The organism is Streptomyces sp. 17_S59 (assembly GCF_056930295.1).
Genome location: NZ_JBXOWD010000001.1, coordinates 4,262,622 through 4,275,395, shown reverse-complemented (window position 1 = coordinate 4,275,395; position 12,774 = coordinate 4,262,622). Strand labels below are relative to the sequence as shown.

Annotated in this window: 9 protein-coding genes; 1 reads left to right on the top strand and 8 read right to left on the bottom strand. The window is 74.0% G+C overall.

All coding sequences use genetic code 11. The features are described from left to right. Positions 1–31: 31 nt before the first annotated feature. Positions 32–1,621: a bifunctional phosphoribosylaminoimidazolecarboxamide formyltransferase/IMP cyclohydrolase gene (purH, locus tag AC1Z4A_RS19305; protein ID WP_483680462.1), complete on the bottom strand. Its 1,590-nt coding sequence runs from the start codon at positions 1,619–1,621 to the stop codon at positions 32–34. Further along, complete coding sequence (purN, locus tag AC1Z4A_RS19300) at positions 1,618–2,247, bottom strand: phosphoribosylglycinamide formyltransferase (RefSeq protein ID WP_483683647.1); 630 nt, start codon at positions 2,245–2,247, stop codon at positions 1,618–1,620. Before purN ends, purH begins: the two co-directional genes overlap by 4 nt. Before the next feature lie 292 nt (positions 2,248–2,539). On the opposite strand from purN, the gene AC1Z4A_RS19295 reads away from it, so the two are divergent. Then, a complete protein-coding gene (locus AC1Z4A_RS19295; protein WP_483680461.1) occupies positions 2,540–3,295 on the top strand; it encodes a hypothetical protein in 756 nt (251 codons plus the stop codon). 141 nt (positions 3,296–3,436) lie between these two features. On the opposite strand, the gene AC1Z4A_RS19290 is transcribed toward AC1Z4A_RS19295, so the two are convergent. The 6 genes from AC1Z4A_RS19290 to AC1Z4A_RS19265 form a co-directional block, all read right to left on the bottom strand. Beyond that, positions 3,437–5,281 (bottom strand): cell division protein PerM, encoded by a 1,845-nt coding sequence (locus AC1Z4A_RS19290; protein ID WP_483680459.1) that lies wholly within the window; start codon positions 5,279–5,281, stop codon positions 3,437–3,439. 255 nt (positions 5,282–5,536) lie between these two features. Then, the gene (gene sucD, locus AC1Z4A_RS19285; protein WP_483680457.1) at positions 5,537–6,421 is read right to left on the bottom strand and encodes a succinate--CoA ligase subunit alpha; all 885 of its coding nucleotides are present in this window, start codon (positions 6,419–6,421) and stop codon (positions 5,537–5,539) included. A 20-nt stretch (positions 6,422–6,441) separates the two neighbouring features. Then, positions 6,442–7,617, bottom strand: coding sequence for an ADP-forming succinate--CoA ligase subunit beta (gene sucC, locus AC1Z4A_RS19280; RefSeq protein ID WP_483680455.1), 1,176 nt, complete (start codon positions 7,615–7,617; stop codon positions 6,442–6,444). A 286-nt stretch (positions 7,618–7,903) separates the two neighbouring features. Continuing rightward, a complete protein-coding gene (locus AC1Z4A_RS19275) occupies positions 7,904–9,091 on the bottom strand; it encodes a VWA domain-containing protein (RefSeq protein WP_483680453.1) in 1,188 nt (395 codons plus the stop codon). A gap of 88 nt (positions 9,092–9,179) precedes the next feature. Then, positions 9,180–11,570 carry a DUF5682 family protein gene (locus AC1Z4A_RS19270; RefSeq protein WP_483680451.1) on the bottom strand — a complete coding sequence of 797 codons (2,391 nt, stop codon included), beginning with the start codon at positions 11,568–11,570 and terminating at the stop codon, positions 9,180–9,182. Further along, the gene (locus AC1Z4A_RS19265; protein WP_483680449.1) at positions 11,567–12,667 is read right to left on the bottom strand and encodes an ATP-binding protein; all 1,101 of its coding nucleotides are present in this window, start codon (positions 12,665–12,667) and stop codon (positions 11,567–11,569) included. Before AC1Z4A_RS19265 ends, AC1Z4A_RS19270 begins: the two co-directional genes overlap by 4 nt. Between the last annotated feature and the right edge of the window lie 107 nt (positions 12,668–12,774).

The following is a 12,774-nucleotide window of genomic DNA, read 5'->3' as shown; positions in this document are numbered from 1 at the left end:
CGCCTTGTGCAGTCGTACTGCCGCGTACGACTCAGTGGAAGAAGTGGCGCGTGCCCGTGAAGTACATGGTCACGCCCGCCGCCTTCGCGGCCTCCACCACCTGCTCGTCACGGACCGAACCGCCCGGCTGGACCACGGCCTTGACCCCGGCCGCGGTCAGCACCTCCAGCCCGTCCGGGAAGGGGAAGAAGGCGTCGGAGGCCGCGTACGAGCCCCGGGCGCGCTCCTCGCCCGCGCGCTGGACGGCCAGCTTGGCCGAGTCCACGCGGTTGACCTGGCCCATGCCGACGCCGACCGTCGCGCCGTCCTTGGCCAGCAGGATCGCGTTGGACTTCACCGCGCGGCACGCCTTCCAGGCGAAGGCCAGCTCGGCCAGCTCGGCGGCGGACAGCGCCTCGCCCGTGGCGAGCGTCCAGTGGGCCGGGTCGTCGCCCTCGGCCTGGAGGCGGTCCTTCTCCTGGAGCAGCAGGCCGCCCTCGACCGGCCGGATCTCCTTGACCGCGCAGGGGGCGTCGGGGCAGCGCAGCACGCGGATGTTCTTCTTCCGGGCCAGGACCTCGACCGCGCCGTCCTCGTAGGCGGGGGCGACGACGACCTCGGTGAAGATCTCCGCGACCTGCTCGGCCATGGCCACCGACACCGGCCGGTTGACGGCGATGACGCCGCCGAACGCGGACAGCGGGTCGCAGGCGTGCGCCTTGCGGTGCGCCTCGGCGACGTCCGAACCGGTCGCGATGCCGCACGGGTTGGCGTGCTTGATGATCGCGACGCAGGGCTCGGCGTGGTCGTACGCGGCGCGGCGGGCGGCCTCCGTGTCCACGTAGTTGTTGTACGACATCTCCTTGCCGTGCAGCTGCTCGGCGGAGGCCAGGCCCTTGCCCTCGCCGTCGGCGTAGAGGGCGGCGGGCTGGTGCGGGTTCTCGCCGTAGCGCAGGACGTTCGCACGGGTGAAGGTGGCGCCGAGGAAGTCCGGGAAGCCGCTGTCGTCCGTGGCCGCGTAGTCGGCCGCGAACCAGCTCGCCACCGCCACGTCGTACGCGGCCGTGTGCTGGAACGCCTCGGCGGCCAGCCGCTTGCGCGCGGCGAGGTCGAAGCCGCCGTCGGCGACGGCCTTGAGCACCTCGTCGTAGCGGCCGGGGTTGACGACCACCGCGACCGAGGGGTGGTTCTTGGCGGCGGCGCGGACCATCGACGGGCCGCCGATGTCGATCTGCTCGACGCACTCGTCGGCCGAGGCGCCCGAGGCGACCGTCTCGCGGAACGGGTAGAGGTTGACGACCACCAGCTCGAAGGGGCGCACGCCCAGCTCGTCGAGCTGCGCGCGGTGCGCGTCGAGGCGCTGGTCGGCGAGGATGCCCGCGTGGACGCGGGGGTGGAGGGTCTTGACCCGGCCGTCCAGGCACTCGGGGAAGCCGGTCAGCTCCTCGACCCTGGTCACCGGGACCCCGGCGGCCGCGATCCGGGCGGCCGTGGAGCCGGTCGACACCAGCTCGACGCCCGCCGCGTGCAGCCCGTGGGCCAGCTCTTCCAGGCCCGTCTTGTCGTAGACGCTGACCAGCGCGCGGCGGATGGGCCGCTGCACGGCTTCGGCGGTCGTACCGGTCGTAGCTTCGGCGGTCACGGGATCCTTACCTTTCGTCCCTCTATGCGGTAGCCGTCGCGGGCCAGGCGCCCCACGACATCGACGAGCAGCGTGCGCTCGACTTCCTTGATGCGCTCGTGCAGCGCGGACTCGTCGTCCTCGTCCCGGACCTCGACCACGCCCTGGGCGATGATCGGGCCGGTGTCGACGCCTTCGTCGACGAAGTGAACGGTGCACCCGGTCACCTTCACGCCGTACGCGAGCGCATCGCGCACGCCGTGGGCGCCGGGGAAGCTGGGGAGCAGGGCGGGGTGCGTGTTGACGATCCGCCCGCCGAAGCGGGCGAGGAACTCCTTGCCCACGATCTTCATGAAGCCCGCCGAGACGACCAGGTCCGGCTCGTACGCCGCGGTGGCCTCGGCCAGCGCCTGGTCCCAGGCGTCCCGCGAGGCGTGGTCCTGCGTCCGGCAGACGAAGACGGGCAGCCCAGCGCGCTCGGCGCGCTCGAGCCCGGCGATGCCGTCCCGGTCGGCGCCGACGGCCACGATGCGGGCGCCGTAGCCGTCCGGGTCGGCGGCGATGGCGTCCAGCAGGGCCTGCAGGTTCGTACCGGAACCGGAGACGAGCACGACGATGCGGGCGGGGCGGGCGGGGGCAGCCACGATGGGGCCCTTTCTCGCGGGTGGCGCGGTAGGCACGTAGACGCGGTGGACGCGTGGACGCGGTCCCGCATCTTTGTATGGTCGTACGAAACAGCAGGGTCGCCGAATACGGGGGACTCTACGAAGCCGCCGACCGCCAGCAACGATACCGGCACACCGGACGGCCCCCGCGGGACGGGGGCACGCACGGGCTGTAGCGTCGGCACCGGGCCGGGCGGGCGGCGCGGGGAAACGGAGCGCGCCACCGTAGGCTCGAGGGTGCAGAACGACGAAACCAGGGGAAGACGCACTCCACATGCCGGACCGACGCCGCCACGCGACTCACCGCCCTCCGCTGCCCGCCGCCACCGTGCTGCGCGAGCGCCAGTCGCCGCCGTCGGCCGCCCCCGGCTCCGACGACAACCCCTTCGCCGCGCCGCCGGAGGGCCGGCCCGACCGGCCCTGGCAGCCGCGGGGCGGCGACGGCGGCGGCGAGGGCGGCGGTGCGGACCAGCAGCCGCCGGTGTGGGGCAGCCAGTGGAGCAGCCGCCAGCCCGGGCGGCACGACGGGGGCTTCGGCGGGCAGGGTCCCGGCGGTTCCGGCGGCGGCCCGGGCGGGCCCGGTGGCGGCCCCGGAGGCGGGCCGGGCGGCGGTCTCCGCTGGGATCCGACGGATCCGGCGCAGCGGCGCGCCCGCTATGCGCTGCTCGCGGGCATGTGGGGCTTCTTCTTCGCCCTCTTCAGCTTTCCGCAGGTGGCCCTGCTGCTCGGTGCGCTCTCCGTCTACTGGGGCATCAGCTCCCTGCGCGCCAAGCCGAAGCCGCGCGACCCGGACGTTCCGGCGCCGGCCGCCCCGGCTCCCGGGGGCTTCCGGCCCCAGACCACGGCGGCGGTCAGCGGGCTGGTCACGGGTGGGCTGGCGCTGGCGATCGTGGCGGCGACGTTCACGATCCACATCGCGTACCGGGACTACTACACGTGTGTGGACGACGCGTTGACGCAGACGTCGCAGGCAGCATGCGAAACCCAGCTCCCGAAGCAGCTCCGCCCGCTGCTGGGGGCGCAGGACTGAGGGGTTGCCGCCGGTTCGGCACCGCCGGGTGCGCAGCCAGTGGCTGATCGCCGTTGCGGCGGTGGAGAATTCCCCGATCCCGCCCCTTCCCGAAACCGGGGGCTCTGCCCCCGGTTTCGGGAAGGGGCGGGGTGGGGGACCTCAAAGCCCCTCGGGCTCCTCGCTCAACGCAACGTCACCCGCCGAATCCCTCAGCGCCGCCCACCGCACCTCCCGCGCACCCGAGTCGTGCCACTCCGGCTCGGAGCCCTCGGGCTCCTTGCGGCGCGGCTTCCACCACGGGTGCCGGTCCGCCGCCGCGGGCGTCCCGTCCTCCGGTGGAGCGTCGAACGTGGGGAGCAGCGGAAGCGTCTCCGGCTCGTACGTCACCGGCACCGGCTCCGGCTCCCGCTCCCGCTCGGCCGGCCCGAATCCGTACCAGGCCGCGACGCGGCGGAACCAGGACGGGCGCGACTCCTCGGCAGAGCCGGAGTCGTCGGCGGCCGACTCGGGCACCTCGCACACCTCCGGTGTCTCCATGGGCGCCTCGGCCGACGCCGAAGGCTCCACCGCAGGCTCCATCGCCAGCCCCAGCACATGCCCCACCCGGCGCCAGCCCGTCAGCCCGTCGGAGCCATCCGCAGAGCCCCGCGGCGCAGCCGCAGCGGCAGCGGCAGCGGCAGGCGCAGCCGCAACTGCCACCCCCTCCGCCACCCGCCGCACCGCAACCCCCCTCCGCCACCGCACCACCAGCGCCCCCGGCACCCCGAGCACCCCGGTCCAGGCCGCGGCCGCCGCGCCCACCCGCCAGCAGGGCGGGCCGAAGTCGGCGAGGGTGCCGTTGCCCAGGGAGCCCGACGCCGCATACGCGAGCAGCATCATCAGCACCCCGCAGAACAGCGACCCCAGCAGCGCGATCGCGGCGACCTCCCGCCGCCCCACGCGGGTGGCGCGGCGCGGTACGGCGGCCCAGGCGGCCGCGACCCCCGCCGCGGCGGTCAGCGCCGCCGCCCCGGCCAGCGCGAGCGGGCCGGCCTCGCCCGCCGCCGGGAGCGCCGCGAGCAGCGGGAAGTGCGGCAGGGCGGGGCGGTCGGGCGCGGCCCCGAGCGCCGCAAGCGGTGCCACGAGGCTGCCCGCGCCGACCGCGAAGCCCGCCCCGAGCCCGTACGCCGCCGCCCAGACCATCGCGTTGGGCAGCAACGCCACGCACAGCAGCCCCACGGCCACCCGGCCGTGCCAGCCGGTGGACAGCTGGGCGAACGACTCCCGGGCCGCGCCCGCGTGCAGGCCCAGTGACACGGTCACCAGCAGCAGTCCGCCGAGGAGCAGGACCCCCGCGGCCGCCGTCCCGGCCCTGGCCACCGACTCCATGTGGGAGCGCGTGAACCAGGCGCGTACGCCCCAGGGCACGTACCGGCGTACGAAGAGCGGGGCGGGCAGGCCGGGGCACCCCGCGCCCCTCCACACCCCGGCCCCGATAAAGGCGCCGGCGACCAGGGGCAGATGGAACAGCGCGCTCAGCGGCGCGACCCGGACCGGGCCCGGCCAGGCGTAGATCGCGGCGGCGACGGCCACCAGCAGATAGCCGCCCAGCATGGCGATGATCACTGTGCGCGGCGGCGGGCCGGTGGTGCCCGGCAGCGCGTCCTCCTCGGGCTCCAGCATGTGCTGGGCGGCGCGGTAGAGGAGCGTGCACGGGACGATGGCGAACAGCAGCGGCAGCAGCCCGATCGGCGCGGGCGCGCCGGAGAGCGTGTCGGTGCGTACGAGGTCGGCGCCGTGGGCCAGCAGCCACAGGTCGGCGGCGACGCGGAGGGCGCCCGCGGGGCCGCTGTCGGGGTACGGCGAGGTGATCCACAGCGCCAGCACGGCCATGGCGAAGGCGCCCAGTCCCAGGCCCGCGGCGAGCATCCCGCCGAAGAACACCGGGCCCGCCGCGGACGGACCGCGCACGGCGGGCCGATGGAGCGGCGGCAGTGCGGGACCGTGATCGGCGTAGTGGCTCACGGGGGCCATGCTGCCAATAACGCGCCTTTCGGGCGTGGAGCCGGTAGCCGGTAAATAACCCTCGTGTCGCCCGTATGGGGCGTATCGGGCGCATCGAATGTATCGGGAGAGGGCATTTTCATGCCCTTATTGCGCCATTCGGAGTTGCGGGCTCCCGCCCGCGTGCGGCCGCCGAACGGGCGTGGGCCCGCACCCCTGACGGAGTACGGGCCCACGCCTCGAGCGCTACGGCCTGGTTGCGGCGTCCGCTCCGGCTCAGCCGGCCAGCGCGGCGCGCGCGAGACGGGCGGTCTCGGACGGGGTCTTGCCGACCTTCACGCCCGCGGCCTCCAGGGCCTCCTTCTTCGCCTGGGCGGTGCCGGACGAGCCGGACACGATCGCACCGGCGTGGCCCATGGTCTTGCCCTCGGGCGCGGTGAAGCCGGCCACGTAGCCGACGACCGGCTTGGTGACGTGCTCCTTGATGAAGTCCGCGGCCCGCTCCTCGGCGTCGCCGCCGATCTCGCCGATCATGACGATCAGGTCGGTCTCGGGGTCGTCCTGGAAGGCCTTCAGGGCGTCGATGTGGGTGGTGCCGATGATCGGGTCGCCACCGATGCCGACGCAGGAGCTGAAGCCGAGGTCGCGCAGCTCGTACATCATCTGGTAGGTCAGCGTGCCGGACTTGGACACGAGACCGATGCGGCCGGGCTTGGTGATGTCGGCCGGGATGATGCCCGCGTTGGACTGGCCGGGGCTGATCAGACCCGGGCAGTTGGGGCCGATGATGCGGGTCTTGTTGCCCTTGGCCTGGGCCAGCGCCCAGAACGAGGCGGTGTCGTGGACCGCGACGCCCTCGGTGATCACGACGGCCAGCGGGATCTCGGCCTCGATGGCCTCGACGACCGCGTCCTTGGTGAACTTCTCCGGGACGAAGATGACCGTGACGTCGGCGCCGGTCTTCTCCATGGCGTCCTTGACGGAGCCGAAGACCGGGACCTCGTTGCCGTCGAAGTCGACGGTCGTGCCGGCCTTGCGCGGGTTCACGCCACCGACGATGTTCGTGCCGGAAGCCAGCATGCGCTTGGTGTGCTTCTGGCCCTCGGAGCCGGTCATGCCCTGGACGATGACCTTGGATTCCTTGGTGAGGAAGATAGCCATGTTTCTGGTGACCTCGTCCCTTACTTAGCGGCCAGCTCGGCGGCGCGCTCGGCGGCGCCGTCCATGGTGTCCACCTGCTGCACCAGCGGGTGGTTGGCGTCGGTCAGGATCTTGCGACCCAGCTCCGCGTTGTTGCCGTCGAGGCGCACGACGAGCGGCTTCTCGACCTTCTCGCCCTTGGACTCGAGCAGGGCCAGGGCCTGGACGATGCCGTTGGCGACCGCGTCACAGGCGGTGATGCCACCGAAGACGTTGACGAAGACGGACTTGACGTCCTCGTCGCCCAGGATGATCTCAAGGCCGTTGGCCATGACCTCGGCGGAGGCGCCGCCGCCGATGTCGAGGAAGTTGGCGGGCTTGACGCCACCGTGGTTCTCACCGGCGTAGGCGACGACGTCCAGGGTGCTCATGACGAGACCCGCGCCGTTGCCGATGATGCCGACCTGGCCGTCGAGCTTGACGTAGTTGAGGCCCTTGGCCTTGGCGGCCGCCTCGAGCGGGTTGGCGGCGGCCTTGTCCTCGAGCTCCTCGTGCGAGGGCTGGCGGAACTCGGCGTTGGCGTCCAGGGAGACCTTGCCGTCGAGCGCGATGACGCGGCCGTCGGCGACCTTGGCGAGCGGGTTGACCTCGACGAGGAGCGCGTCCTCGGCGAGGAAGGTCTTCCACAGGGTCACGAGGACCTCGGCGACCTGCTCCGCGACCTCGGCCGGGAACTGCGCCTGGGCGACGATCTCGCGGGCCTTCTCGATGGTGACGCCCTCGTTGGCGTCGACCGGCACCTTGGCCAGCTTCTCGGGGGTCGTGGCAGCGACCTCCTCGATGTCCATGCCGCCGGCGACCGACGCCATGGCCAGGAAGGTGCGGTTGGTCCGGTCGAGGAGGTACGAGACGTAGTACTCCTCGGCGATCTCCGGAGCGGTCTCGGCGATCATGACCTTGTGGACCGTGTGGCCCTTGATGTCCATGCCGAGGATGTCCGTCGCGCGGGCGACGGCCTCGTCCGGGGTGGCGGCCAGCTTCACACCGCCGGCCTTGCCACGGCCACCGACCTTCACCTGAGCCTTGACGACCGAACGGCCGCCCAGACGCTCAGTGGCCTCGCGCGCCGCCTCAGGCGTGTCGATGACTTCACCGGCCAGCACCGGTACACCGTGCTTGGCGAAGAGGTCCCTCGCCTGGTACTCGAACAGGTCCACGCGCGTCCGTCCCTTTTCCATGGATATCGCGGTTCGTTGTCTGCGCGGGCGTGCCGCAGGGCGGCGTGAGGGCGCGATCTCCGCAAAGGTCCGGGGGTTTGCGCCCCGGGGTAGCACGGGCGAGGGCGGCACACGTTCACCGTTGACGCGGCATGTCCGTCTCGCAGGTTATCCCCGCAGGCGGGAGGTCCCTAAATCACAGGTCACACTCCGGCCGTGATTACGCTCACAGATCGCGACGGCGCCCGTACGCCGCCACCCGGCCGCACGCCCGGCCCGCGCGGTGTCAGGCGGCCGCGTCGGGCACGGGCAGCGGGCGCTTCTCCAGGGCCGCGGCCATCACCTCCGGGAAGAGGTCCGGGGTGCAGGCGAAGGCCGGTGCGCCGAGGGCGGCCAGCGCCGCCGCATGGTCCCGGTCGTAGGCGGGCGCACCCTCGTCGGACAGGGCCAGCAGGGTGACGAACTGGACGCCGGACGCCTTCATGGCCGCCACCCTCTTGAGCATTTCGTTGCGGATTCCGCCCTCGTAGAGATCACTGATGAGGACCACAACGGTCTCCGCCGGACGGGTGATCCGCGACTGGCAGTAGGCGAGCGCCCGGTTGATGTCCGTGCCGCCGCCGAGCTGGGTGCCGAACAGCACGTCCACCGGATCGGTCAGCTGGTCGGTGAGGTCCACGACGGCCGTGTCGAAGACGACCAGGCGGGTGTCGAGGGCGCGCATCGAGGCGAGGACGGCCCCGAAGACGGAGGCGTAGACGACGGACGCGGCCATCGAACCGGACTGGTCGATGCAGAGGATCACCTCCTTCTTCACCGACTGCGCAGCCCGGCCGTAGCCGATCAGGCGCTCCGGGACGACCGTGCGGTACTCGGGCAGGTAGTTCTTGAGGTTGGCCCGGATGGTGCGGTCCCAGTCGATGTCGGCATGGCGGGGGCGGCTGATCCGGGCCGAGCGGTCGAGGGCGCCCGAGAGCGTGGCCCGGGTGCGCTGCGTCAGCCGCTTCTCCAGGTCCTGGACGACCTTGCGGACGACGGCCCGCGCGGTCTCCTTCGTGGCCTCCGGCATCGCCCGGTTCAGCGACAGCAGCGTCCCGACGAGGTGGACGTCCGCCTCGACGGCCTCCAGCATCTCCGGCTCCAGCAGCAGGGCGGACAGCCCGAGCCGGTCGATGGCGTCGCGCTGCATCACCTGAACGACGGAGGCCGGGAAGTACGTGCGGATGTCCCCCAGCCAGCGGGCGATGCGCGGCGCCGACCCGCCCAGCCCGGCCTCGCGCCGCCCCCCGGCGCCCGTGCCCGGCCCCGAGCCGTAGAGGGCCTCCAGGGTCCGGTCCATGGCGGCGTCCGTGCCGCCGAGCGCACAGCCCGTGCCACCGCCGTCCGCCTCGGCCCCGAGGACGAGCCGCCAGCGGCGCAGGCGCTCGGCGGATTCCCCGGCGGATTCCTCAGTAGTGATCGTCGTGCCCGTCATGTGCTCTGCCCCCTAGTCCCCATGTCCCCATGTCTCTTTGCTCCCCCGCCCCCTCGGGCTGCCGGTCCCTCGGTCCCCCGGCCCGTCGTCACGCGGGCGCCCCCGCCGTCGCCATGCCCAGCAGCAGGTGCATCGTCGGCAGCACCGCCGCCGCGCGCTCCTCGTCCAGGCCCGGGCCGAACCCGGTCCTCGCCCCGCCGGCCGCACCCGCCGCGTCCGCGCCGCCCGGCCCGCCCCGCCGGACCAGCTCGCCCAGCGTGCGGCGCACCCCGGGCTCGTACGCGGAGAAGGTGCGCCGCAGCAGGGGCAGCACGTCCGTGAACGCGTCCGGCGGCACGGCGGTGAGCCAGGCGTCGACGAGACCGAGCAGGCGCTCGTCGTGGACGAGCAGCATCCCCCCGGAGCCGCCGCTGCCGACGAACCCCTCGATCCAGGCGGCCGCCCCGGCCGGAGCCGTGCCCGGCGAGAGGGCGAGGCCCATGAGCCGGGCCGCCTCGTCCTCGGCCAGCCGCCCGTCGTCCAGGAGCAGCCGGGCGGCCCGGCCCCGTATGCCGCCGGGGAGCCCGTCCCGCCCGGCGAGGACCTTCAGCACGGCGGCCCAGCGCCCGCGTATCCCGGACGGGGAGCCGGGGCCGGCGGGCCCGTCCGCCGCGCTCCGCCCGGCGCTCTCCGCCAGCAGCGCCACCGCCTGGTGCACCGCATCCACATGGCCGCGCAGTTCGGCCGCCGCGTCCGCGTCGAGGCCCGCGCAGGCGGCGGGCAGGCCGACGAAGATGCGCTCGGCGAGACCCTCGGCCACCTCGCCGAGCGCGGCGGTGTCGGTCCGGCGCACGTCGCCGTAGCGCACGGAGCGGACGAGCGCGGGCAGGGCCTGGGCCAGGTGGGCCACGTCCGCGTCGAGGGCGGCACGGTCGGCGAGGGCGCGCATGACGACGGGCAGCGCGCCGGACAGCCCGGCCAGCAGGCACCGCTCGGCCAGGGAGGTCACCTCGGCGAGGGACCCGGCCCCGCCCGCCAGGGACTCGGCCTTCGCGACCGCCGCGCCCTCCACCGTCGTGCCCCAGGCGCTCGCTTCGGCGAGGCGCACGGACAGCTCCGGCTCCCAGCACAGCCGCCAGCTCTCCCGGAAGGTGCCGAGCCCGGTGCGTGAGGGCAGGGGCTCGCCCCAGCCGACGCCGAGCAGCCGCAGCCGGTGCAGCAATCGGCTGCGCGCGGCGTCGTTGTCCTTGCGGAGATCGAACTCCCAGTCGCGGAAGGCGGCTTCGGGCTTGAGGCGCAGGCTGCGCTGGAGCCGGGCCAGGTCGCGCTGGAGCGGTGCGGCCGGTGCGGACTCGGGGACCTCTCCGAGCACGTCGCCGACGATCAGCCGGTCGTGCACGAGCGCGAGCGGGACGTCCGAGCCGTCGCACATCACCGACCGGATGGCGTCGGTGGTCTCGGCGAGCCCGGCGAGGGGCCGTCCGCGCATCACGGCGAGGGAGTCGGCGAGCCGTACCGCTTCGATGACGTGCGCGGAGGAGACGGGGAAGTCCTCTTCGCGCAGCAGGCGGGCGACGCCGGTCATCCAGCGCTCGACGGGCCGGTCGGGGGCGCGGAAGAGGTGGCCGTACCAGCCGGGCGAGGTGATCCCGGCGCCGTAGCCGCTGTGCCGGGCGAGGCGCCGGTGGGTCCACGGCACCCAGCTCAGCTCGGCCTTGGCCTTGGGCAGGCCCTTGAGGGCCTGCCGGTCGGCGGTGACGGTCCGCTTGGCGGTCAGGGCCGGCACGTGCCAGGCGCCGCAGACGACGGCCAGCCCGTCCCCGAACTCGCCCCGGGCCTCGCGGAGTTTGAGCCGCATGTGCGCTTCCCGCACGCCGTCCCGGTCGGCGCGGCAGCCGTCGCCTTCGAGGCCGTCCTCGCCGAAGACGGCGCGCAGCTCGGCCATGGCCTCGGCGATGGCCTGGAAGGGCGCGAGCGCGTCGCCCGCCGCCGGGCCGCCGTCGCGGCGGTGCTCGACGGCGTCCTCCCACCACAGCTCCGGGTCGTCGTACCCGGCGGCGGCCGCGAGGGCGGCCAGGGGGTCGAGGCGGGGGGCGGCCCCGCCGCCGTCCGGCCCGTCCTGAGGCTCCGGCGCCCCGTCGGCCGCAGGCCCGTCCGGGGCTTCGCCGTGCAGTGCGAGGGTGTGGACGGCGGGCAGGTCGATGAAGCGGACCGGCACGTCGCGGTCCAGGGCCCAGCGGATGGCCGTCCACTCCGGGGAGAACTCGGCGAACGGCCAGAACACCGCGCGGCCGGGGTCGTCCACGGCGTGGGCGAGCAGCGCCACGGGCGGGCGCATGCCCTCGTCCGCGGCGAGGTGGACGAGAGCATCGGCCTCGGGCGGGCCCTCGATCAGCACGGCGGCGGGCCGGCACTGGTCGAGGGCCGCACGGACGGCCCGCGCGGAGCCGGGGCCGTGGTGGCGCACGCCCAGCAGCACCGGGGCGGCGGAACCGGTCATGCCGACACCTCGCGGCAGGCGCGGTAGAAGTCCTTCCAGCCGTCGCGCTCGCGCACGACCGTCTCCAGGTACTCCTGCCAGACGACGCGGTCGGCGGCCGGGTCGCGGACGACGGCGCCGAGGATGCCCGCGGCCACGTCGCCCGCGCGCAGCACGCCGTCGCCGAAGTGCGCGGCGAGGGCCAGGCCGCCGGTGACGACGGAGATCGCCTCGGCCGTGGAGAGCGTGCCCGAGGGCGACTTGAGCTTGGTGCGGCCGTCGGCGGTGACGCCGTCGCGCAGCTCGCGGAAGACCGTCACGACGCGGCGGATCTCGTCGGTGCCGCCGGTCGCGGCCGGCAGGTCGAGGGAGCGGCCGAGCTGGTCGACGCGGCGGGCGACGATGTCCACCTCGGCGTCGGCAGTGGCGGGCAGCGGCAGCACCACGGTGTTGAAGCGGCGGCGCAGGGCGCTGGAGAGGTCGTTCACGCCGCGGTCGCGGTCGTTGGCGGTGGCGATCAGGTTGAACCCGCGCACGGCCTGGACCTCTTCGCCCAGCTCGGGGATGGGCAGGGTCTTCTCGGACAGGATGGTGATCAGGGTGTCCTGGACGTCCGCGGGGATGCGGGTCAGCTCCTCGACCCGGGCCGTCATGCCCTGGGCCATGGCCCGCATGACGGGGCTGGGCACGAGCGCCTCGCGGCTGGGGCCGTGGGCGAGGAGGCGGGCGTAGTTCCAGCCGTAGCGGACGGACTCCTCCGCCGTGCCCGCGGTGCCCTGCACGAGCAGGGTGGAGTCGCCGCTGACGGCGGCGGCCAGGTGCTCGGAGACCCAGGTCTTGGCCGTGCCGGGCACGCCGAGCAGGAGCAGTGCGCGGTCGGTGGCGAGCGTGGTGACGGCGACCTCGACGACTCGGCGCGGGCCGACGTACTTGGGCGTGATCACGGTGCCGTCGGGCAGCGTGCCGCCGAGCAGGTAGGTGGCGACGGCCCAGGGCGACAGCCGCCAACGCTCGGGCCTGGGGCGGTCGTCGGCCGCCGCGAGGGCCTTCAGCTCGTCGGCGAAGGCGTCCTCCGCGTGCGGTCGCAGGGCTTCGGTCTCGATTCCGGACACGGTCACAAGTCCCCCTCGTCGTGCGGGTTCCGGGATGTGTCCACCACCCTGCACCACACCACTGACAATCGGCCCCGGCGGAGCGAAACCGCAGGTCAAGGCGATTGTCAGTG

Bases quoted from the DNA above. Each gene is read 5' to 3' on its own strand.
- AC1Z4A_RS19295 (WP_483680461.1), top strand. From the start codon at position 2,540: ATGCCGGACCGACGCCGCCACGCGACTCACCGCCCTCCGCTGCCCGCC.
- AC1Z4A_RS19270 (WP_483680451.1), bottom strand. From the start codon at position 11,570: ATGACCGGTTCCGCCGCCCCGGTGCTGCTGGGCGTGCGCCACCACGGC.
- AC1Z4A_RS19275 (WP_483680453.1), bottom strand. From the start codon at position 9,091: ATGACGGGCACGACGATCACTACTGAGGAATCCGCCGGGGAATCCGCC.
- sucD (WP_483680457.1), bottom strand. From the start codon at position 6,421: ATGGCTATCTTCCTCACCAAGGAATCCAAGGTCATCGTCCAGGGCATG.